Origin of the sequence: Limibacter armeniacum, assembly GCF_036880985.1 — a bacterium.
Classification (GTDB): Bacteria; Bacteroidota; Bacteroidia; order Cytophagales; family Flammeovirgaceae; genus Limibacter; species Limibacter armeniacum.
Window position 1 is genome coordinate 795,280 of sequence record NZ_JBAJNO010000009.1, and the last position, 21,355, is coordinate 816,634.

The window sequence follows — 21,355 nt, forward strand, 5'->3', positions numbered from 1 at the left end:
CCCCTTATTTTTCTTCATTTCACCCGCCTTACACCATCGTATTTACGACCTCTTCCCTTATAAGAAACCGTCATTCAGAACTAGCTTACTTTCAAATAGGTTTATATGTCAAGGATCTTTAACAAAGCATCCAACTAACCCAATAATTTGACAATATGAAGCTTCTCAATCTTATACGGTTGGCACTTACACTGACTGCACTGATATTTATTTCCCACTTAGGATTTAGCCAAAATTGGCCCAAGGAGGTTTCGCTCCAGTCTGGTGGAGTTGTGACCATTTACCAGCCACAACCCGAAAGCCTTGAGGGTAATGTCCTATCATCACGAGCTGCTGTCTCTGTAAAAGAAACTGCCAACAGTGAACCCGCATTTGGGGCAATATGGGCAGAAGCCCAACTCCTCACTGATACAGACTCACGTACTGCTACACTAGAGTCTATCAAGATCAAGCAAGCCAAGTTTCCGAGCATTGAAGACCAAAGTAAAACGGACAAACTGGTAGCGCTACTGGAGAAGGAAGCCCCTTCATGGAACCTTGAGATACACTTGGATGAAATTGTTTCCACCTTGGAGACTCAGGGAAAGCATGCTTCTGACAACCTGAGTACAAGTCCTCCCAATATCATTTATACAAAAAAGCCAACTACATTGATTACAATTGATGGAGACCCGATTGTCAAGGAAGACAAAGACCTTGACACAGAGAGGGTGGTCAATACCCCATTCTTTATTATTAAAAGTAAGTCAGACAACAAGTTTTATATATATGGAGGTGGTTATTGGTACAATGGAACTTCAGTAAAAGACAATTGGCAATATGTATCCAAGCTGCCAAAAGACATCTCAAAAATAGACAAGGAAATAAAGAAACAAGAGAAGGAAAATAGTGAAAATGTACCTGAAAAAGCCGCCTCTCCACCTGCCATTATCATTACGACTACTCCTGCCGAACTGATTCAGTCGGAAGGGGAAGCGGACTTTGCGACTGTTGAAGGTTCTGGATTGCTTTACATGACCAACTCAAAAGAAGATATTTTTATGGATATCAACTCCCAGCAATACTATGTGCTACTTTCGGGAAGGTGGTATCGCAACAGTAGCCTCGAGACAGGAAATTGGGACTATATCTCTTCTGATCAATTACCTGAGTCCTTTAGTAAAATCCCTGAAGGTTCAGACAAGGATAATGTTTTGGCAAACGTAGCAGGAACAGATGCCGCCAATGAAGCCAAACTGGACGCACAGATTCCTCAGACTGCAAAGGTCGATAGAAACTCCACTGATTGTAATGTCACTTATGATGGCTCTCCTAAATTTGAGAAAATAGATGGAACCAGTATGGAAGTTGCGGTCAACACATCCAGTACTGTACTGAAAGCAAACGGAAAATACTACTGCGTGGAAAATGGGGTATGGTTTGTCAGCAAGAAAGCGACAGGCCCTTGGAAGGTATCTACGGAGCGTCCTTCAGAAGTAGAAAAGATTCCGCCCGAAAACCAGGCTTATAATACCAAATACGTTTATGTCTACGATGTAACACCTGAATATATCTATATGGGATATACGCCTGGGTACCTTGGAACGTACGTTTACGGTCCTACCGTAGTCTATGGAACAGGATACTACTACCGTCCTTGGTATGGCACTTACTATTACCCACGACCATGTACATGGGGGTTTGGCATGCACTACAACCCTTGGTCAGGATGGAGCATGAATTTCGGTTTCAGCTCTGGATGGTTCTCCTTTGGGATGAGCTTTGGAGGCAGTTCCTATTACCACAGACCTGGCGGATGGTGGGGGCCTCCAGTCTATAGACCACCATACCGACCTCCTTACCGTGGTGGTTACTATTCTCATGGTGGCAGACCGAATTACAACAGAGTGACCAACAATCGCATTTCGGGCAATCAAATCAATATTGACAATTCCAAAAATGTCAATATCAACGTCAATAACAATCAGACCAATAACCTCTATAACTTCAGAAAGGATGCTAAGACAAAAGACATCAACTTATCATCCAACAAAAACCTGAACCGAAATAACCTTTCGCAAAATCAGAAAAACCAAATCAACAATGCCCGCAACAAGGTTGACAATATGACTCCTGAGCAGAAACAGCAAGCTCAGAATAAAGCGAACAATACCAGAAATAAAATTGAAAACGCAACACCCCAACAAAAGCAACAGGCTCGAGACAAGGTCAATAATGCCTCCAAGAATATGTCTGCTGAACAAAAGGCACAACTCAACAATGCCAAACAAAGAGCCAATAATGTTTATACCGATAAGCAGGGTAATGTTTTCAAGCGGGAAAACAATGGAGATTGGAAAAGCAGGTCATCTGGCAACAATTGGCAATCTGCGGGAAACAACCAAAACCTCAACAATATAAAGCGGGAAGCACAACAAAGAAGCCGCAGTACGGAAAGGGTCAATAACTTTCAAAGATCCAACAATGGCTTTCGAGGCAGTGGTGGAGCAGGTAATTTCAGAGGAGGTGGCAACTTCCGAGGCAGACGATAACACAATAAAAAAGGAGGGCTTTGAACCCTCCTTTTTCTTTTCATATCAATCATACGTTACTTTTTCGCCCTCTTATCTTTTTCACTCCCCATACAATTAGCCAAATACCACCTGCCAAGACCAAAAAGGTAATCACCCCCAAGGCAATCATTAATGGGGGAGAAAATACAGCCCCTATCGCTGCCAATGCCATTCCCGTAGAAGAGCCATTTTCTATTGTAGAAACACCAATATTCCCCAATCCGCCAGTCATGGCAGTGGAAGCTCCTCTTGCCACAGTTGTGGCTGCCTGTGTAATACCTGCCGCACCACCTCCAGCAATTATTGCCAGCGTCCACTTAAAAAACGGACTGATATCACCAAGTGTGGAAGCTGTCAAGACAGTACCCGCCACCACTGCAGCAGGTCCTGCTATAGTATCTACTAGGTTATCTACTGCTGGGATATAATACACCAGCACCTCTACAATAGAAGCAGTCAAGAAACAGCCAAAAGCCAACCAGGTATCCATCCAGCTAAAACTCTCAGACAAGTCTATAATATTGAAATTGGCAGCTGCACTCACCGCCAACAATGGGAGAAATACCCGAAAGCCACTGGCGGCACTTAAACCAACTCCCGTAATGATACCGAATAAAAGGTCACTTACTTCCATAAAATACTATGAGTTAACTTATTGGATCAAAATCTAAAATAAACAAATCAGGCTGTTACCATAATGATTAAACTCACTGTATTAGTTCTCTTGATTTATGAGAAAGAAAAGAAATTGGCAAAACCTTATTCTTTGGCAATGAAAATAGCAATTAGAATAAAAACTACGCTTTTATCTTTATTTTAACATCCTTATTATTAAAACTAAGTTTACAGATAAGTGCCCCTGAATTATGAATAAATTAATCGGCTTGTCACTCTTATTCATCACATCATGTTCTGAACAGGAAATGAGAGAACAGACAACCAACCAAAAAGAAGAAATTGTGGAGCAGGACAAAACAGTCTCTATAGATGTTGCTAAAAGCAGTTTAACATTTGAAGAACTTCAAGACTCTTTAAGGCTTCAGCTTCTCAAATCAAAACCTAACAACAACCTAAAAGCTGGTTTCCTTCAGGAGTTTTACATTCGTGGACTTGTCAGACAAGAGGGAAATAAAATAGTATTTGAGTTACCATTCGATCTCCACAGCTTTGATTGTGGCGCTCCTGATTGCTATTTAACTGATATAACATTTAGTATTCCAGCAACAGAACCTATCTCCTTTCCTCAAAAAGTAGAGTTTTCGCTATCAGAATATGGATGTGGCATAGATCAAGAAACCTCAATCAATGGAATATTTGAACGAGTTGAAAGCACTTCCAACTATGTTAACTACTACACCAAGGAAACTAAGAGTAATTTGGCAATTGATGGGAATACAAGGCAAGTATATTATTTCACTGATGTAGAACCAAATTCAACCAAAGTGGACTCCATCGATAAAATACTTGAGAGGTACAATGAAGAAGATCCAAACGCCATTGTTCCTTACAGATCAACAGTAATGACTTCCAATGAATATGAACGGTTTCTAAAAACAGAATAAACTTACAACTACGTACATGTTAGTTTACAGCATTTATGCTATAACTTTTAGGTTGTATTTATTTTCAAAAAATAGATCTAAGAACTGTTTTACTAGCGCTCAATAAGCTTGTCCCTAATAGGAAAACAAAGAAGCTATAATATATTTAAAAATCAGCCCTTAACTTCATACAGTTCAATAAACAAACCTATCAAACCACACGACAAAATTACAACATAAGACACCCAATCAAATAATTCATTTTCATCCACAAACAAGATCATCTTTGAAATTGAATAAAATATCAATAAAAAATTTATTATATAAATAAATACTTTTTTAACCATACCAATAAAATCAGCAAAATATCGAACTCTAAAATTTAGACATCAACAGCATTCTAACCTCAGATTAAATTACTGCAAAAACTAAACATTCACAGCAATCTAACTACTAAAGTTTTATCAAAATAAAAATGTGAAACGAATATCCGTTTATGAAAAGTGTGTTAGAGCTTTCAAGAAGCATAGCCTTTTACAAAAAAATCTAATCCAGTTGATATAGAAAAGGCTGAATCTTTTAACAGTTCAGCCTTTATTATTTCTATTCTTCCTCCATCAACAGCTTCAACACTTTCTTCGCCGCTGCCGGAATCTTAGTTCCCGGACCAAAGATTTCTGCTACGCCTGCCTTATACAGGAAATCATAATCTTGCGGAGGGATGACACCACCTGCAAATACCACAATATCTTCCCTACCCAGTTTCTTGAGTTCTGCAATCAACTGCGGTACAAGGGTCTTGTGCCCTGCTGCCAAACTGGAAGCACCAACTGCATGGACATCGTTTTCCGCTGCCTGCAAGGCAATTTCCTGTGGGGTCTGGAACAATGCGCTGACATCCACATCAAAACCGAGGTCTGCAAAACTGGTCGCCACTACCTTAGCTCCTCGATCATGTCCGTCCTGTCCCATCTTGGCAATCATTACCCTTGGGCGTCTGCCTTCCAATTGGGCAAACTCATCTGCCAAGGCTTTGGCTTCTGTAAATTCCTTATCCTGCTTGGCTTCGTGAGAATATACTCCCGATACTGATCGGATAACAGCTTTGTGCCTGCCGAAGGCAGTTTCCATAGCATCTGATATTTCTCCCAAAGTGGCTCTGTTTCGGGCTGCTTCCACTGCCAATGCCAACAGGTTTCCTTCGCCTGTTTTGGCGGCTTCTTCTATGGCTTTTAGCGAAGCTATTACCGCTTCCTGATTTCTGTCTGCCTTCAGTTTTCTTAGTCGCTCTAGCTGCGCATTTCTTACAGCAGTGTTGTCCACTTCCAGTACATCAAAGTCAGGGACTTCATCTGTCTGGAATTTATTGACCCCTACAATGGTATCTTTCCCTGAATCGATTCTTGCCTGCTTACGTGCTGCCGCTTCCTCAATCCGCATCTTTGGCACACCAGTTTCTATGGCTTTTGCCATACCGCCCAGTTCTTCGACCTCCTGAATCAGTTTCCACGCTTTCTGCGCAATCTGGTCAGTCAGGTATTCCACATAATAAGAACCGGCCCAAGGGTCTACAACCTTGCAGACATTGGTTTCATCCTGTAAATAAAGTTGGGTATTACGAGCAATTCTTGCCGAGAAGTCTGTCGGCAGTGCGATTGCCTCATCCAAAGCATTGGTATGCAACGATTGGGTATGTCCCAAAGCAGCTGCCAATGCTTCCACACAGGTACGGGCTACGTTGTTGTAAGGATCCTGCTCACTCAAACTCCAACCGGAAGTTTGTGAGTGAGTACGCAGTGCCATGGATTTCGGGTTTTTCGGATCAAACTGTTTCACCAGTTTTGCCCAAAGCATCCTTCCTGCACGCATCTTGGCAATTTCCATAAAATGGTTCATGCCAATTCCCCAAAAGAAAGAAAGACGGGGTGCAAACTCATCGATTTTCAGTCCTGATTCCAGACCTGTACGGATATACTCCAAGCCATCTGCTAAGGTATAGGCAAGCTCAATATCAGCTGTAGCACCTGCTTCTTGCATATGGTAACCTGAGATGGAAATGGAGTTGAATTTCGGCATATGCTCCGCTGTATAGGCGAAGATATCCCCGATAATCCTCATGGAAGGTTTCGGTGGATAGATATAGGTATTACGAACCATAAATTCCTTCAGGATATCATTCTGGATAGTTCCGCTCAGTTTTTCTTTGGAAACACCCTGTTCTTCCGCTGCCACAATGTAGAAAGCCATAATCGGAATCACGGCACCATTCATGGTCATCGACACAGACATCTTGTCCAGTGGAATCTGGTCAAACAGGATTTTCATATCCAAAATGGAATCGATGGCCACGCCTGCCTTTCCGACATCCCCTTCTACCCTTGGATGATCTGAGTCATATCCACGGTGTGTTGCCAAGTCAAAGGCTACAGAAAGTCCTTTCTGCCCTGCCGCCAGATTTCGTCTGTAAAAAGCGTTGGATTCTTCTGCTGTCGAAAAACCCGCATACTGACGTATCGTCCAAGGACGTGAAGCGTACATGGTCGAGTAAGGACCTCTAAGGTATGGTGGCAAGCCTGCGGCAAAATGAAGGTGTTCCGCCTCTTTCAAATCCTCTGATGAGAAAGTCGGCTTTACTTCAATACCTTCTGCAGTTTGCCATGTATTAAGCTGTTTCAGGTCTGCATTTTCTGCCAGTTCCTGAATTCTGAATTTATCTGCTGATAGTGTTGAAAAATCGGGACGCATAGTTGAATCGGTTCTAGGTTAGAAAAGTTTACGCTGAAAGTCTGACAATACTGAGATGGCATCGGATTTCAGATGGACAAATTCATCCACGCCTGCCTCTTCCAACTTGCTCGCAAATGACTCGGCAAAACCTGCCACTACAACCTGCTTATCTGTAGCTTCACGCTTCAGTTGCTGTATAAATGACTCACTCTCTGCCTCATAATCCTCATCGGCAGCACACATGACTACAATATCCGCATCGGAGGTGATACTTTCTTTGGCGGCCTGTTCTGACGAATCAAACATCTTTTCTTCTACTGCAAAACCTGCAATACCAAAAAACTCTCCAGCAAATGCAGCCCTCGCTTTACGCATGGTGACATTACCAAAAAGTGCCAGCAATACTTTTGGTCTTTTCTTTCCTGCTTCTACATTGCGATCTGTCTCCAATCTCAACGTCTCAAAACAACTAGCAGCCCGCTGTGGCTTCAGCAACTCAAACGCTACATCTGACACTTCTGTTGATTGTGCTTTGTTTGAGGTGATAACTTCTCCTGTATTTGGATAGCGGTTGGTTCCTACCAAAACCTGCTTTCGTCTTTTGATCTGCGTTTCTTTTTGCTTTCTGATTACCGCAATCTGCTGCTGGATTTCGCCTGCTGTAAAGCTTTTGATAAACCCACCCGCTTCTTCAGTTTGCTTGAAAAGCGTCAAGGCTTTCTCTGCTAAGGTATGCGTCAGGTAATCCAAATAATAAGACCCTGCCGCAGGATCTACTACCTTATCCAGATATGATTCCTCTTTGAGCAGGTGAGAAATATTGAGGGCAATCCTTCTTGAGAAAGAAGAATCCTTTTCAAAAGAGCTATTATGTGGCGCAACATACAAGGCATTGACCCCACCCAAGATGGCTGCCATACTTTCAGTGGCATTGCGAAGCATATTCACATAAGGATCATAGAGTGTTTTTGACCATACAGATGATACGCCCATCAGGAAAATATCCTGAATTGGCAATGTCACCTGATATGCTCCCATCAACTCAAACAGTAATACCCTTGCTGCCCTAAACTTCGCCATCTCCTGAAAGTAGTCACTACCTACTCCCATCAAAACCGCTACATTTTCAAAAACATGTTGTGCTGTAAGTCCCTTGTCTGTCAGGTGATCAATATAGTCTGTAAGGCTATTCAGCATCAATGCCAACTCCTGTACATGGCTAGCACCCGCATCCGTAAAGTGCTGACTACTGATTGCCAATACTCTAAAACCTGCCAAGTCAGCCGTCAAGCGAATGGCTTCTGCCATATCACCCAGTTCACTTTCATCCCACTGTCCAGTAAGGGTCAATCTAGCAATTGGGTCCTGCATCAGGTAACCTTTTACCTGATCCAATGGCACTTGTGAATCTTTCAGGTAGGATAGGTATTCCTTCAACAGTACCAATGGGGCTTCACAATTCTCAAATGCAATTGAACAAATCGTCAGGTCTATGTCTTTCAACAAGGAGTTGAATTCTATATCCTGACCATTCAGGTTAAATATCACACCATCGGCACCTCTTTCGAGCGCTTCCAAGGCATCTGCATTTGCCTGAGATATTCCTGAGATATTTATTTTGGTATAATTCACCCATTCCCTTGCTCCCTCATTGTAAAAGGCGGGTTTGGGAAATGCCTCTTTCAGACGATCCAAATAAGGTGAGTTGATTTTATCTTCTTCCGTATAAAATGGCTTTACTGAAATGCCATTTTCTGTTTCCCACGTAAGCCTTGCCAGTTGCTCCTCCCCTTTCAGGTCTGCCACTGCCTTGCTTATCCACTCTTCTTTTGAGACGGATGAGAATTCATCAAAAAGTTTTTCTTTCATATTGAAAGCACGTTTGTTTAGGCAATACTGCCTTATATGGTTGGTTATTGGTTAGATATAATTTTATAGAGACAAGACATGTCTTGCATCAACTGGCTTGCTATTTCTGCTTGTCTTCACAGAATTCGGTTAGTACCCCAAAGGTTGATTTTGGGTGCAAAAAACCGATATGCAGCCCTTCAGCACCTTTTCTGGGTTGCTCATCTATCAGCCTGACGCCTTTATCATGGGCTTCCTCAGGCTTTTTTCTATGTCATTTACTGCAAATGCCAAATGGTGAATCCCTTCCCCTTTTTTCTCAATAAATTTACCGACAGGACCGTCGTCTGAAGTTGATTCGAGTAGTTCAATTTTGGTCTGACCAACCTGAAAAAAAGCTGTTTTCACTTGCTGGTCCTTCACTTCCTCAATGGCATAGCACTTCAATCCAAGCACCTCTTCGTAGTAGCGGATACTTTCTTCCAAGTTCTTTACAGCAATGCCAATGTGTTCGATATGTGAAATGTTCATGTTTATTGGTAGTTGTTGTTTATGCAAATTTTGCATTCGGTAATCGTAATACCAGATAAAGTGAATAGCAGATACCATCCTTCAATACTGATTTACTTTCAACGCCAATATATAAACTTCCTAAGATTGAATTAAAGGGTATGTAGATTATCTAACTTATTTTTGAGGCTTTTAGGGCTTTCTTACTAGTGGATTAACCTTTTTTCCATTATGACATAATCCAATCCCCCTTTACTGAACTGGTTTCTCGTTTCTTTCAAACCAAATCGATTGTAAAAAGTAGTTTTATTTGCCCTTGCATTGCACCAAACCCTTGTCACACCCAATTCAGCTACAGCATCCATCAAATGCGTCAACAGTTTTGAACCATAACCTTTCCCCTGCTCTTCCTCCAAAGTGGCAAACTTGCGGAATTGTGCTTCCCCGTTTTCTACAAAAAGCGACACAATGGAAACCAGCTTACCTTCCACCTCCAAACCAAAATGCATCCCTTTTTTATCCTCATCAAGCTTTACATAATCTATTGGTTTATCAGGCCACATTACTTGGTGCCTGATCTGCCAGGTTTGACTTGCCTCTATTTCCTTTAGAATAATTTGCTTCTCCATTGGTTTTCAAGTTTAAATTTTCACATCCAAAAACTTTTTCAGGACAGCTGAGTCTGCATTCTTTTTCCAGATAAAGAATACTTTCCGAGTAAATTTCCTGTCAGAAATAGGTACAAAGCTGATACCGGGGTAGTCCACTCCAATATCAGGCACCAGTGAAACTCCTATACTTGATGCAACCAATGCTTTTGTTGTCTCATCTCTTTTTGCACTGAAAACTACTTTAGGATTAATCCCCTCATCATCAAAAGCCTTTTTCACTTCATTATACAGCGAGCAACTTTTTCGCTCAATAAAGTCAATACCCTGAAGCTCCTTGAAGCAGACTTTACTTTTCTGTGCCATATGGTGGTTTTCAGGAACAGCCAACGCCAACTTATCCTGCCTAATAAGCTTATAGGCATATTGCTCTGTATCTGTAGGAGGCATTTTTTGGAAAAAGCCCTCTACCTCCTGTGTCCTTAGCTGCTGATACAGCTCTTTCTGAGGCAACTCAAATACCTGCACCTGACAGTTCGGGTAAAGCCCTTGAAAAGTTTTAAAATACGGCACAAGCGTCTGAAAGTCCACTTCATCACTGATCCCAATATGAAAAGGCTTTGCCTCATCAACTGAAAATGTGGATTCCATAGATGCCCAGATTGCCAACAATTGCTTGGCTTTAGGTAACAGGATCTTTCCTTCCTCTGTTAAATGCACAAGCTTATTATCCCGATAGAAAAGTTGACAATTCAGCTGTTCTTCCAGCTTTTTAATCCCAGTTGAGAAGGTCGACTGCACAACATGTACCTGCTGGGCTGCCTTAGTAAAGTTCCCTGTCTCAGATAGCGCCACGAAGTATTTGACAAACTGAAGGTTCATGCCATCTAAAATTACGATTAAACCTATTGAATTATTCTATTTTTACGATACAAAAATACCACTTTAATTTGCATCAACAAAAACGATTGATAAACAACCAACAATCGATTATCTACAATGCAATTTAATAATAGAGACATGAAGAAGGTATTAATCATCAATGGACATCAATACTACCCATTTTCTGAAGGCAAACTGAATGCTGCCCTAGTGGATATCACAAAAGAGGTACTCACAACAAAAGGGTATGAGATCAAAGAAGTCAATATGAAAGATGAGTACAATGTGGAAGAAGAAGTTGAAAAGCACCTTTGGGCTGACATTGTAATCCTTCAGACACCAATTAACTGGATGGGTATTACTTGGAGCTTCAAAAAATATATGGACGAGGTTTATACCACTGGCATGTTTGGACAACTTTGTAACGGTGATGGCAGAAGTGAGGCAGCTCCCAAAAAGAATTATGGTACAGGTGGATTGCTGACTGATTCTAAATATATGATGTCTGTCACATTCAATGCACCAAGTGAAGCATTCGACAATGAAGATGAGTACCTTTTTGGAGGTAAAGGAGTAGACAACCTGTTGTTTCCTCAACATATGAACTTCAGGTTCTTTGGGATGAAACCACTACCAACCTTTGCCTGTTTTGATGTTATGAAGAACCCTGACATTGAAAACGACTTCAAGCGATTCAGGGAGCACCTTGAACAAAACGTCTAATTCATGCTTACCAAAGTAAGATACTCTGTCAAAGATATGACACTCTGGACCCGATGGGAAACATCGGGTTTCATTGCTTATTCCTTTCTGGCAGTTTTCCTGTATGAAGAACTCGAACTAACCTTCCTTGCTGTTCCTTGGACACCCATTGCACTGGTCGGTACAGCAGTAGCTTTTATTCTGGGTTTCCAAAACAGTGCTGCCTACGGAAGAATCTGGGAAGCCCGCAAGGTATGGGGAGGGATCGTGAACACTTCCAGAACTTGGGGAATGAAAACCAAGGACATGGTCACGAATGAGTATGCCACTGAACCCGAAACAGAAGCTGAACTAAAAGAGCAAAAACGCATCTTGGTATATCGGCATATCGCTTGGCTGACAACTTTGAGATATGCCATGAGGCAGAGAAAAAAATGGGAAACCTTTGATAACCATTTCACCAACAGAGAATGGTCCAATGCTATTCACATTCCTGAAAAGGTTTTACCTATAGAAGAAGCCCTTTTCCCTTATCTCAGTCCTGAGGAACTTCGCTACACAATGGACAAAAACAATAAGTCCACTACACTTCTTTACCTGCAATCCAATCATCTTAGGGAGCTCAAAGAAAAAGGGCTGATCTGGGAATTCTCATTTCTCGAACTCGAAAACCTTTTGCAGGAATTCCTCACCTTTCAAGGGCAATCCGAAAGAATCAAAAACTTCCCATATCCCCGTCAATACGCTACGCTCTCGTATATCTTTGTAATGATTTTCATTATCCTTTTACCATTCGGCATTGTCCCTGAATTCTCAAAAATCGCTACATCACTGACAGATAATTTCCCTCGTATCAGCGAAGTATTCACATGGCTGGCAATCCCCTTCTGCACCATCGTTTCATGGGTTTTTCACACCATGCAAAGAATCGGAGTGGTGGGAGAAAACCCATTTGAAGGGACTGCCAATGACGTCCCTATCTCCACCATTTCAAGGGGAATTGAGATTGACCTCCGCCAACTGCTGGATGAAGAAAAAAGCAGCATTCCTAAACAGTTTCCTGAAAACAAAAATGTCCAGATGTAAAACTGCGTTTCAAAAGCTATGATAGTGATAAATAAGGGGCTATTTTTGAATGGAGTCCATATGGTTGACGAATTCGTTTTTTTAGCTAACCTATAAATTACACTAACACATAAATGAAACAAAGAAGAAGGAAAAGACTGACAGCAGACGAATATGCACAAGGGATACTTGCTGGTGACAGGATTATCCTGAGCAGGGCAATTACACTAATAGAAAGTGCTTTGCCCGAAGACAATGAACTGGCAGAAACAGTATTGGAGAAAGTGCTTCCACAAACAGGTAATTCCTTACGGATTGGTATCACAGGTGTTCCTGGAGTAGGTAAAAGTACCTTTATAGAGTCATTTGGCAAGCAGCTTACTTCAATAGGTAAAAAAGTGGCTGTACTGACAGTTGATCCTAGCAGCCAACTGTCCAAAGGAAGTATTCTGGGGGACAAAACCCGCATGGAAGAACTGGCTCATGACCCTTTGGCTTATATCCGCCCATCAGCTTCAGGCTCTGCATTGGGCGGTGTCAATGCGAAAACCCGAGAGAGTATGTTACTTTGCGAAGCTGCTGGTTTTGAGGCGATCATTATTGAGACTGTAGGGGTCGGGCAATCGGAAACAACAGTACATGGCTTGGTGGACTTCTTCCTCCTGCTGATGCTTGCAGGTGCTGGAGACGAGCTTCAAGGTATCAAAAGAGGCATTATGGAAATGGCAGACACGATTGCCATCACCAAAGCTGACGGTGACAACCTGAAGCAAAGCAAAATGGCACAAAGAGAATATAAAAATGCTTTACATCTCTTCCCTCCTTCTGAGACTGAGTGGTATCCAAAAGTTTTGACCTGCTCTTCCCTTGAAAAAACTGGGCTAGATAAAATATGGGAAACCATTGTTGAGTATGAAAGCCATATGAAAACAAAGGGCTTCTTTAATCGAAAAAGGCAAAAGCAGAACTTGAATTGGATGCATGAGACCATCCATCAGCAATTGGAACAGCGCTTTTATCATCACCCTGCCGTAAACAAACAAATGAGTACGATGGAGCAAGATGTGATGAATGGTGAGCAGGTTGCCATTAAAGCAGCCAAACAGCTTTTAGAACTATACTTCAAATCATAAAACAGAAAATCCCCTTGGCTTTATAACCAAGGGGATTTTGCTTGCTACTTCTTGTTTTCTTTTTTGGGTTCATTTTTTACTTTCTTGGCTCTTCTTACTCCAAAAGAACCATTGGCTATTTTGCCTCTTTTAGATTTTCTATCTCCTTTTCCCATAGTATAAGTCATGTTTAAAGTTTATAAAAAATTACAAAAGATATAATAATCAATTAACGATTAATTCAAAATAAAGAACCGAAAAATTAACAATTTTCAATATTTAAATTCTAAAAACGCTATGTAGACTATTGTTCAAATGGAATGAAGATATACCTTCCTGCGTTGATCTTGGGGTTAAAATCCTGAATTAGCTTATGGTTTTTAGGGTTTTTGTAATACAGCTTCCCGATACTGAATGCTGTTTCACCCTTCTTTACATAATGCACCCCTTTTACTGGCACAATAAACCAACGCTCATCCATTGCATCCTTATATTCGATAGCCGCAGGGTTATAAATGTTGAACTTTTCAGCGATCATGGTTCGAGTGTAAACTCGCTTTTTATCCCTTAACAGCCCATACATTCTGAAATGTTGACCATCATAAGGGTCAAACCCTGTCGCCTTTATTGAACCGACCTCTTTTGCTTGCAACTTCTTAAAAGCCTCCACTTCATCACTCAACAAAGTGACATCTTTTGACAAGCTGTCAAAAAGGGTTTTGTTCTCTTCCAACCTACTTTCCCATTTGGCTTCATTGTTTCTATGCAGCATCAGTACCAAAGCAGTAAATGCAACAAATACACTGAAAGTCAAGATGGCATTCCGACGTTCGTTTCGATATGTTTTTGAGTAATCTTCTTTTAGTTCTGCTACTTCCTGTACCTTCTGCATTGTATTTTCTAATTCTATTTTCTGACCTTTTGACGGCAACATTGCTGACTCAAGCACAACAATCATCATGGGGTCTTCTTCTTTTTTCACACCTGAAAGGTTGTAAAGTAAGTCAGACTTCCCTTGAGCAGTCAGCCCTCTGTCTGCCAGAATCTTGACCAACATACTTTCTTCCAAGTGGCTGGAAAACTTTTTATCCCCAATTAGTACCACGTCATCTTCGGAAAAGACAACGTTTTTTTTGATAGACACATTGTGTGCCACATTGAGTTGTTCTCCAACATGAATTCTCAACAGCTCTGTTCTTCCTCGAAGTACCCAAACATCCCATCCTCCTAATATAGACAGCGTCAGCTGCTCTCCTCTTACCCAAGCAGCCACACTTTCTGACAACCTATTGGACAAGACATTGGCTTTGACAGCACATTCGTCAAATGGCTTATCTAAACCTTCTGCATCTTTCAAGTAGCTAATGATTTCCTCCTTGGCGACAGATGTAACAGGTCCTGTCAGCAAAGCCAGAAAATCAAGGTCAGTTTCCTGTTCTGTCTTCAGCTGTACTTTTGGGTTCTTCCCAGAGGATACACCAAAAAAATTGTATCGAATCATATTCGGGATTTCGTGGATTTACTGTTTGTTTTCTCTTAACCCAACTTTTACTATTCCTCACACTCAATTGGGTCTGACAAATTTAATCAGCTTCATAAAGAATTAAATACTTCTTTCAGGTGATTGGGACTCTGTCAGGTTAAAGTATATCAAAATATTCATACTCTGTATGCTAAATTTACATACAGATTTTACAAAAACATATATAAAGGAAGGTTGTCAAAAACACAACGTGATCAACCTACCCATCCAACACTTAATACTTCACCTATAACACACTCACAACCAACATATTTACACACCTCATCAAATCTCATGCTATAGGAATTTAAAATTGTGAATTGTGGTTAATGTTAAAACAATGTATACAACACAATTACCTTCATCAAGCTATAAGCTTATTCAGAATATTTCAATTACTGCACTATACTATGCTCAACTCTATACTATTCCTTATTCCAGCAATGGCTGTTGTAGGGCTTCTTTATACCTATATGAAAGCCTCATGGGTAACCAGACAGGACCCTGGTGATCCGAACATGCAGGAACTAGCCCAACATATTGCCGACGGTGCAATGTCTTTCCTGAAAGCTGAGTGGAGGGTACTGGCTATATTTGCTGTCATAACGGCTTCGCTCCTTGCTTACTCAGGCACATTAGTAGAAAACTCATCACCACTGATTGCCATCTCATTTATCATAGGTGCCATTTTCTCTGCTACAGCAGGGTATATCGGTATGAGGATCGCTACCAAAGCCAATGTACGTACTACTCAAGCAGCACGTTCGAGCCTGTCCAAAGCCTTGATGGTTTCTTTCTCAGGAGGCACTGTCATGGGAATGGGGGTTGCAGGGCTTGCTGTATTGGGGTTGAGCAGTCTCTTTCTTTTATTTTATTACCTATATGTTGTACAGACAGGTGCTGGTGTAAATGGAATTGAGATGGAACGGGTAGTTGAAGTATTGGCAGGTTTTTCTTTGGGGGCTGAGTCTATCGCATTATTTGCACGTGTAGGTGGTGGTATCTATACAAAAGCAGCTGACGTAGGTGCAGACCTTGTAGGCAAAGTAGAAGCAGGAATACCAGAAGATGACCCCCGAAACCCTGCAACCATTGCTGACAATGTCGGGGATAACGTAGGTGATGTTGCCGGCATGGGCGCTGACCTTTTTGGGTCTTATGTTGCCACAATTTTAGGCTCAATGGTGTTAGGTCGTGAAATTGTCTCTAATGGCGATCCTGTTGGAGGAATTGGTCCTGTAGCCTTACCCATGTTTATCGCAAGTACCGGCTTACTGTTTTCCATCGCAGGAGTAGCTTTTGTTCGGATCAAAACGGATGATGGGGATGTCCAAAAGGCACTTAACTTGGGCAACTGGTCATCCATTTTACTGACCGCTATTTTTTCCTATTTCCTTGTTGGCTGGCTTTTACCGGAATCCCTTTCATTCAGAGGGCAAACATTTACACCAATGGGCGTTTTGGGCGCCATCATTACAGGACTAATAGTTGGAGCACTGATGTCTTACCTAACGGAGTTCTACACTTCCATGGGAAAACGTCCTGTCAACACAATTATTCAGCAGTCTTCCACCGGACATGCCACCAATATCATTGGAGGAATTTCTGTTGGCATGGAGTCTACCGCAGTACCAACCTTGGTGCTTGCCTGTGGCATTACAGCGGCTTATAGCTGTGCAGGACTTTATGGTGTTGCCATTTCTGCTGCTGGCATGATGGCAACTACTGCCATGCAACTTGCCATTGATGCTTTCGGTCCCATTGCAGATAACGCTGGTGGTATTGCCGAAATGTCAGGACTACCAGAAGATGTCCGAAAAAAGACGGACGTTCTGGATGCTGTTGGTAACACCACTGCTGCGACAGGTAAAGGATTTGCCATTGCCTCTGCTGCATTGACTGCCTTAGGACTTTTTGCCGCCTATGTTGGTATAGCTGGCATTGATTCCATAGATCTGTATAAAGCTCCCGTCTTAAGCTCTTTGTTTGTGGGCGCCATGATTCCATTTATCTTCTCTTCACTTGCCATAGCCGCTGTAGGTCGTGCTGCAATGGCAATGGTTCAAGAAGTTAGGCGACAGTTTCGTGAGATTCCCGGAATCATGGAGTATAAAGCCAAACCTGAATACGGAAAGTGTGTTGAGATTTCGACACAAGCTTCTATTCGGGAGATGATATTACCCGGTCTGATTGCGCTACTAGTCCCTGTTTTCTTTGGCTTTGCGTTTAAAGGTGTTTTTGAAAGTACTTCTTCAGCGGAAATGCTTGGCGGTTTATTGGCAGGTGTAACCGTTTCTGGAGTTCTTTTAGGGATGTTCCAAAACAATGCAGGTGGAGCTTGGGACAATGCCAAAAAGTCTTTTGAAAAAGGGGTCCTGATAGAAGGAAAAATGACTTTTAAAGGCTCTGATGCTCATAAGGCATCTGTAACAGGAGACACTGTTGGCGATCCTTTTAAAGACACTTCAGGTCCATCCATGAATATCCTGATCAAGCTGATGTCTATCGTATCACTAGTAATTGCTCCCTTTATCAGCATCAAGTCCAGTCATATCAATGAGAAGCCTAAACAAGAAAAAGTCTACAAGGCAAACTCTCCTTCCCCAATACTCAAGAAAGTAAACTAAGGAAGATTTCCTTCATGAAAAAAGCCCTTCAGAAATATATATTTCTGAAGGGCTTTCGCTTATGCAAGAAATGTATTTTTAAGTCTCTGGATATCTTCCTCTGTTACTCTGATATCGGCTTCAAGTTTTACAGCTTTTTCTCTCATCAAACTGAAAAACTCACGCCAATCTTCCAATACACACAAACCTCTCCTGACCTGTAATGCTTCCAGTTCTGCATGAAACTCAGGAAATGTCAACTCCCACCACCTTGATAACTGCGATGGCACATGTGCAATATTGTAATCCCTCTTTAGCGCCTGAAAAAACTGATTGGTTAATTGCTGTTTCTGTGACGACAGAAAAGCATGGAGTTGCATCGCTTCCTCCAACTTGGGGTTATGCGTAAATTTGTTCATAAGATTTTATTTTCTCGACCAAACGGTTGTGTTGTTTTAGCTTAATTAGGCTTCTGCATGGGTTTCCGTTCAATCAGGTTATCAACAATAATACTTCATAGCGTCAACGACAACGGATCTCACTCTATTTTAAAGTGATCCATATTGCAAAATAAAAACATTTATCCTTCTCTCATTATTCCCATAACCCTTTTTCCTCGACTTCTGTTTTTATTGCACAAAAAGGCATCAGGGATTTCATGACAGAACTGTCAGCCTTTCTGCTTTCAACAGATCGCGTATGTCATACTCTGCTGTCACACTGACAAGAGAGTCTGCAAATTTGTCAGTCCTTTTCACGATTCTGACCTAAATACAAGTTAAAAGTGGAATTGGCACAAGAAGTGATAAATCGTTAGGCGAAAAGGATAAATTTATCGCAAAAAATTAACAACGTTAAATCGTAAAATAAAATGTCAACAGTAAACATCAAACCACTTGCTGACAGGGTTCTGGTTGAACCTGCAGCAGCAGAAACTACTACAGCATCAGGCATTATCATCCCTGACAACGCAAAGGAGAAACCACAGAAAGGAACTGTTGTAGCTGTTGGTCCTGGTACTAAAGATGTTGAAATGACCGTGAAAATAGGTGACACTGTACTGTACGGTAAATATGCGGGTACTGAGCTCAACGTTGAAGGCAAGGACTTCCTGATCATGAGAGAGGCTGACATCTTCGCTATCATCTAATACCAAGTAGATAACTGATTTATCTAGTCGAACAATTTTTGATTTAAACACTAAAACACATATAAAAATGGCTAAAGAACTTTTCTTTGATGCAGACGCAAGAGAAGGTCTGAAAAGAGGCGTTGACGCATTGGCTAATGCAGTTAAAGTAACGCTAGGACCAAAAGGTAGAAACGTAATTTTGGACAAGTCTTTCGGTGCGCCACACGTAACAAAAGACGGTGTTTCTGTAGCTAAAGAAATCGAACTGGAAGAGCCAATTGAGAACATGGGTGCTCAGCTGGTAAAGGAAGTTGCTTCCAAAACTGCTGACCAAGCTGGTGATGGTACTACAACTGCAACAGTACTGGCACAAGCGATTTTCCACTCAGGTATCAAGTACGTTACAGCGGGTGCTAACCCAATGGACGTTAAACGTGGTATTGACAAAGCAGTAATTGCTTTGGTTGCTGAGCTGAAAAAGCAATCTCAAACAATCAACTCTAATAAAGAAATCGCTCAGGTTGCTTCTATCTCTGCAAACAACGACGCTGAGATCGGTAACATGATTGCTGAAGCGATGGAAAAAGTTGGTAAAGACGGCGTTATCACTGTTGAAGAAGCAAAAGGTACAGAAACTGAAGTAAAAACTGTAGAAGGTATGCAGTTTGACAGAGGTTACCTGTCTCCTTACTTCGTAACAAATACAGAGAAAATGCAGGCTGAAATGGAGTCTCCTTACATCCTGATCTATGACAAGAAGATCTCGACAATGAAGGAACTGTTGCCTGTATTGGAGCAAGTAGCTCAAACTGGTAAGCCATTGGTAATCATCGCTGAGGATGTTGATTCTGAAGCATTGGCTACATTGGTAGTAAACAAAATCCGTGGTGCGCTGAAAGTAGCAGCTGTAAAAGCTCCTGGTTTCGGTGACAGAAGAAAAGCAATGTTGCAAGACATCGCTGTATTGACTGGCGGTTCTGTAATCTCAGAAGAGACTGGCATGAAGCTGGAAGATGCTAGCCTTAACATGCTGGGTACTGCTGAAAAGCTGATCATCGACAAAGACAACACAACTGTTGTAAACGGTAGCGGTGAAAAAGCGGCAGTAGAAGCTCGTGTTGCTGAGATCAGAGTTCAGGTCGAGAACACAACTTCTGACTACGACAAAGAAAAACTGCAAGAGCGTCTGGCTAAATTGGCTGGTGGTGTTGCGATCATCTACATCGGTGCTGCTACTGAAGTAGAAATGAAAGAAAAGAAAGACCGTGTTGATGATGCTTTGGCTGCTACAAGAGCTGCAGTTGAAGAAGGTATCGTAACAGGTGGTGGTGTTGCTTTGTTGAGAGCTTCTGCTTCTCTGGACAACATTGAAACTGAGAACGACGACCAAGCTCACGGTGTTACTATCGTAAGAAACGCAATCGAAGCGCCACTGAGAACTATCTTAGAGAACGCTGGTGTTGAGCCTTCAATCGTTATCCACAACGTATTGGCTCACGAAGGTAACTACGGTTACAACGCACGTACTGACAAGTACGAGGACTTGGTTGAGGCTGGTGTAATCGACCCAACTAAAGTAACTCGTCTTGCACTGGAAAATGCTTCATCTATCTCTTCTCTGTTGCTGACTACAGAATGTGTAGTTTCTTCGAAGAAAGAAGAAGGTGGTGCTCCAGCAATGCCTCCAATGGGCGGCGGCATGCCAGGTATGATGTAATTCTAGATGCTAGACATCTTTATATAAAAAGAGGGTTCCTGATTTCGGGAACCCTCTTCTGTTTTCAAGAATACCTATATTAACCGATTTATAACTACATTTGTAGTAAAACTAAACAACAATATTTTTCAACTCATTAAATCTACTATGCCTTCTAAACGATTTTTTTTGGATGATACCAAAATAGACACAATAGATATTTCATCAGGCTTTAATTGGAAAAACACAACTGTTAAATTCAATGACAAAGAAATTGGGAAGTTGAATAATAAAAAAGCCTTAAAAGAAGGAGGTGAATTCCAATTGGATGCTAATAGAACCTTAAAAATCCAATTAAAAGGTAATTATCAACCCGCTTTAGAACTACTCGTGAATGGAGAGCCAATCAAAGGTTCCGCAACTGATCCAGCTGAACAGTTAAATCAAGTATCTAAAATGGCCTTTGTTATTGGTGGTCTGTCAGTAGTGGCAGGGTTGATATCTGAGTTCATGAACTTTCCCATCTTAAACCAACTCGGGATCAACTTTTTCTCATGTATCTACGGCTTAATCATGATAGGCCTTGGCTTTTGGGTAAAGAAAAGATCATATATAGCCTTAGCATTAATCATTGGACTATTTATTTTTGACATTATTGGCTTGTTTATGTTAGCTATAGAAAATGATCACAATCCAACAAATGGAATAATGATGAAAGTTTTCTTTATCTTCTTTTTTGCAAAAGGATTTCCCGCTATTAAAAAACTAAAAGAATCGGAAACCGAGCTTTTGAAAGCAGCATAAAAACACACTCCCATTAAGATTAAGATCTTAATGGGAGTGTTTCATTTC

At 41.4% G+C, this 21,355-nt stretch carries 18 protein-coding genes; 9 read left to right on the forward strand and 9 right to left on the reverse strand.

Annotation, left to right across the window (positions count from 1 at the left end; all coding sequences use genetic code 11):
* Positions 1-155: 155 nt before the first annotated feature.
* On the forward strand, positions 156-2,531 hold the full coding sequence (locus V6R21_RS21100) for a hypothetical protein (protein WP_334245520.1): 2,376 nt from the start codon (positions 156-158) through the stop codon (positions 2,529-2,531).
* Positions 2,532-2,580: 49 nt separating this feature from the next.
* Here the strand turns inward: V6R21_RS21100 and V6R21_RS21105 are convergent, their stop codons facing one another.
* Complete coding sequence (locus tag V6R21_RS21105) at positions 2,581-3,186, reverse strand: DUF4126 domain-containing protein (protein WP_334245521.1); 606 nt, start codon at positions 3,184-3,186, stop codon at positions 2,581-2,583.
* Positions 3,187-3,418: 232 nt separating this feature from the next.
* On the opposite strand from V6R21_RS21105, the gene V6R21_RS21110 reads away from it, so the two are divergent.
* Positions 3,419-4,114, forward strand: a complete 696-nt coding sequence (locus V6R21_RS21110; protein WP_334245522.1) for a dehydroquinate synthase/iron-containing alcohol dehydrogenase family protein — start codon at positions 3,419-3,421, stop codon at positions 4,112-4,114.
* A gap of 582 nt (positions 4,115-4,696) precedes the next feature.
* Here V6R21_RS21110 and scpA read toward each other — a convergent pair.
* From scpA to V6R21_RS21135, 5 genes are all read right to left on the reverse strand, one after another.
* Positions 4,697-6,838, reverse strand: a complete 2,142-nt coding sequence (gene scpA / locus V6R21_RS21115; protein ID WP_334245523.1) for a methylmalonyl-CoA mutase — start codon at positions 6,836-6,838, stop codon at positions 4,697-4,699.
* 18 nt (positions 6,839-6,856) lie between these two features.
* The gene (locus V6R21_RS21120; protein ID WP_334245524.1) at positions 6,857-8,689 is read right to left on the reverse strand and encodes a methylmalonyl-CoA mutase family protein; all 1,833 of its coding nucleotides are present in this window, start codon (positions 8,687-8,689) and stop codon (positions 6,857-6,859) included.
* Between the two features lie 207 nt (positions 8,690-8,896).
* Positions 8,897-9,199, reverse strand: coding sequence for a VOC family protein (locus tag V6R21_RS21125; protein WP_334245525.1), 303 nt, complete (start codon positions 9,197-9,199; stop codon positions 8,897-8,899).
* Between the two features lie 185 nt (positions 9,200-9,384).
* Positions 9,385-9,807, reverse strand: coding sequence for a GNAT family N-acetyltransferase (locus V6R21_RS21130; protein ID WP_334245526.1), 423 nt, complete (start codon positions 9,805-9,807; stop codon positions 9,385-9,387).
* A 12-nt stretch (positions 9,808-9,819) separates the two neighbouring features.
* Positions 9,820-10,668: a LysR family transcriptional regulator gene (locus tag V6R21_RS21135; RefSeq protein ID WP_334245527.1), complete on the reverse strand. Its 849-nt coding sequence runs from the start codon at positions 10,666-10,668 to the stop codon at positions 9,820-9,822.
* Between the two features lie 138 nt (positions 10,669-10,806).
* On the opposite strand from V6R21_RS21135, the gene V6R21_RS21140 reads away from it, so the two are divergent.
* The 3 genes from V6R21_RS21140 (at position 10,807) to meaB (ending at position 13,568) form a co-directional block, all read left to right on the forward strand.
* The gene (locus tag V6R21_RS21140; protein WP_334245528.1) at positions 10,807-11,391 is read left to right on the forward strand and encodes an NAD(P)H-dependent oxidoreductase; all 585 of its coding nucleotides are present in this window, start codon (positions 10,807-10,809) and stop codon (positions 11,389-11,391) included.
* A 3-nt stretch (positions 11,392-11,394) separates the two neighbouring features.
* Positions 11,395-12,456, forward strand: a complete 1,062-nt coding sequence (locus tag V6R21_RS21145) for a bestrophin family protein (RefSeq protein ID WP_334245529.1) — start codon at positions 11,395-11,397, stop codon at positions 12,454-12,456.
* 113 nt (positions 12,457-12,569) lie between these two features.
* On the forward strand, positions 12,570-13,568 hold the full coding sequence (gene meaB / locus V6R21_RS21150) for a methylmalonyl Co-A mutase-associated GTPase MeaB (protein ID WP_334245530.1): 999 nt from the start codon (positions 12,570-12,572) through the stop codon (positions 13,566-13,568).
* 44 nt (positions 13,569-13,612) lie between these two features.
* Here meaB and V6R21_RS21155 read toward each other — a convergent pair whose 3' ends face one another.
* Positions 13,613-13,735, reverse strand: coding sequence for a 30S ribosomal protein THX (locus tag V6R21_RS21155; RefSeq protein WP_334245531.1), 123 nt, complete (start codon positions 13,733-13,735; stop codon positions 13,613-13,615).
* A 116-nt stretch (positions 13,736-13,851) separates the two neighbouring features.
* Positions 13,852-15,048, reverse strand: coding sequence for a hypothetical protein (locus V6R21_RS21160; RefSeq protein WP_334245532.1), 1,197 nt, complete (start codon positions 15,046-15,048; stop codon positions 13,852-13,854).
* A gap of 431 nt (positions 15,049-15,479) precedes the next feature.
* Between V6R21_RS21160 and V6R21_RS21165 the strand changes: the two genes are divergently transcribed.
* Positions 15,480-17,696, forward strand: a complete 2,217-nt coding sequence (locus V6R21_RS21165) for a sodium-translocating pyrophosphatase (RefSeq protein WP_334245533.1) — start codon at positions 15,480-15,482, stop codon at positions 17,694-17,696.
* A 59-nt stretch (positions 17,697-17,755) separates the two neighbouring features.
* On the opposite strand, the gene V6R21_RS21170 is transcribed toward V6R21_RS21165, so the two are convergent.
* Positions 17,756-18,094 carry a hypothetical protein gene (locus V6R21_RS21170; protein ID WP_334245534.1) on the reverse strand — a complete coding sequence of 113 codons (339 nt, stop codon included), beginning with the start codon at positions 18,092-18,094 and terminating at the stop codon, positions 17,756-17,758.
* Positions 18,095-18,546: 452 nt separating this feature from the next.
* Here V6R21_RS21170 and V6R21_RS21175 point away from each other — a divergent pair, with 452 nt between their 5' ends.
* The 3 genes from V6R21_RS21175 to V6R21_RS21185 all read left to right on the forward strand — a co-directional run bounded on the left by V6R21_RS21175 (position 18,547) and on the right by V6R21_RS21185 (position 21,307).
* The gene (locus V6R21_RS21175) at positions 18,547-18,825 is read left to right on the forward strand and encodes a co-chaperone GroES (RefSeq protein WP_334245535.1); all 279 of its coding nucleotides are present in this window, start codon (positions 18,547-18,549) and stop codon (positions 18,823-18,825) included.
* 67 nt (positions 18,826-18,892) lie between these two features.
* The gene (gene groL / locus V6R21_RS21180) at positions 18,893-20,524 is read left to right on the forward strand and encodes a chaperonin GroEL (protein ID WP_334245536.1); all 1,632 of its coding nucleotides are present in this window, start codon (positions 18,893-18,895) and stop codon (positions 20,522-20,524) included.
* Positions 20,525-20,692: 168 nt separating this feature from the next.
* On the forward strand, positions 20,693-21,307 hold the full coding sequence (locus V6R21_RS21185; RefSeq protein ID WP_334245537.1) for a hypothetical protein: 615 nt from the start codon (positions 20,693-20,695) through the stop codon (positions 21,305-21,307).
* Positions 21,308-21,355: the final 48 nt, after the last annotated feature.

Coding starts and splice junctions, on each gene's coding strand:
- V6R21_RS21100 (WP_334245520.1), top strand. CDS start 156: ATGAAGCTTCTCAATCTTATACGGTTGGCACTTACACTGACTGCACTG.
- V6R21_RS21105 (WP_334245521.1), bottom strand. CDS start 3,186: ATGGAAGTAAGTGACCTTTTATTCGGTATCATTACGGGAGTTGGTTTA.
- V6R21_RS21110 (WP_334245522.1), top strand. CDS start 3,419: ATGAATAAATTAATCGGCTTGTCACTCTTATTCATCACATCATGTTCT.
- scpA (WP_334245523.1), bottom strand. CDS start 6,838: ATGCGTCCCGATTTTTCAACACTATCAGCAGATAAATTCAGAATTCAG.
- V6R21_RS21120 (WP_334245524.1), bottom strand. CDS start 8,689: ATGAAAGAAAAACTTTTTGATGAATTCTCATCCGTCTCAAAAGAAGAG.
- V6R21_RS21125 (WP_334245525.1), bottom strand. CDS start 9,199: ATGAACATTTCACATATCGAACACATTGGCATTGCTGTAAAGAACTTG.
- V6R21_RS21130 (WP_334245526.1), bottom strand. CDS start 9,807: ATGGAGAAGCAAATTATTCTAAAGGAAATAGAGGCAAGTCAAACCTGG.
- V6R21_RS21135 (WP_334245527.1), bottom strand. CDS start 10,668: ATGAACCTTCAGTTTGTCAAATACTTCGTGGCGCTATCTGAGACAGGG.
- V6R21_RS21140 (WP_334245528.1), top strand. CDS start 10,807: ATGAAGAAGGTATTAATCATCAATGGACATCAATACTACCCATTTTCT.
- V6R21_RS21145 (WP_334245529.1), top strand. CDS start 11,395: ATGCTTACCAAAGTAAGATACTCTGTCAAAGATATGACACTCTGGACC.
- meaB (WP_334245530.1), top strand. CDS start 12,570: ATGAAACAAAGAAGAAGGAAAAGACTGACAGCAGACGAATATGCACAA.
- V6R21_RS21155 (WP_334245531.1), bottom strand. CDS start 13,735: ATGACTTATACTATGGGAAAAGGAGATAGAAAATCTAAAAGAGGCAAA.
- V6R21_RS21160 (WP_334245532.1), bottom strand. CDS start 15,048: ATGATTCGATACAATTTTTTTGGTGTATCCTCTGGGAAGAACCCAAAA.
- V6R21_RS21165 (WP_334245533.1), top strand. CDS start 15,480: ATGCTCAACTCTATACTATTCCTTATTCCAGCAATGGCTGTTGTAGGG.
- V6R21_RS21170 (WP_334245534.1), bottom strand. CDS start 18,094: ATGAACAAATTTACGCATAACCCCAAGTTGGAGGAAGCGATGCAACTC.
- V6R21_RS21175 (WP_334245535.1), top strand. CDS start 18,547: ATGTCAACAGTAAACATCAAACCACTTGCTGACAGGGTTCTGGTTGAA.
- groL (WP_334245536.1), top strand. CDS start 18,893: ATGGCTAAAGAACTTTTCTTTGATGCAGACGCAAGAGAAGGTCTGAAA.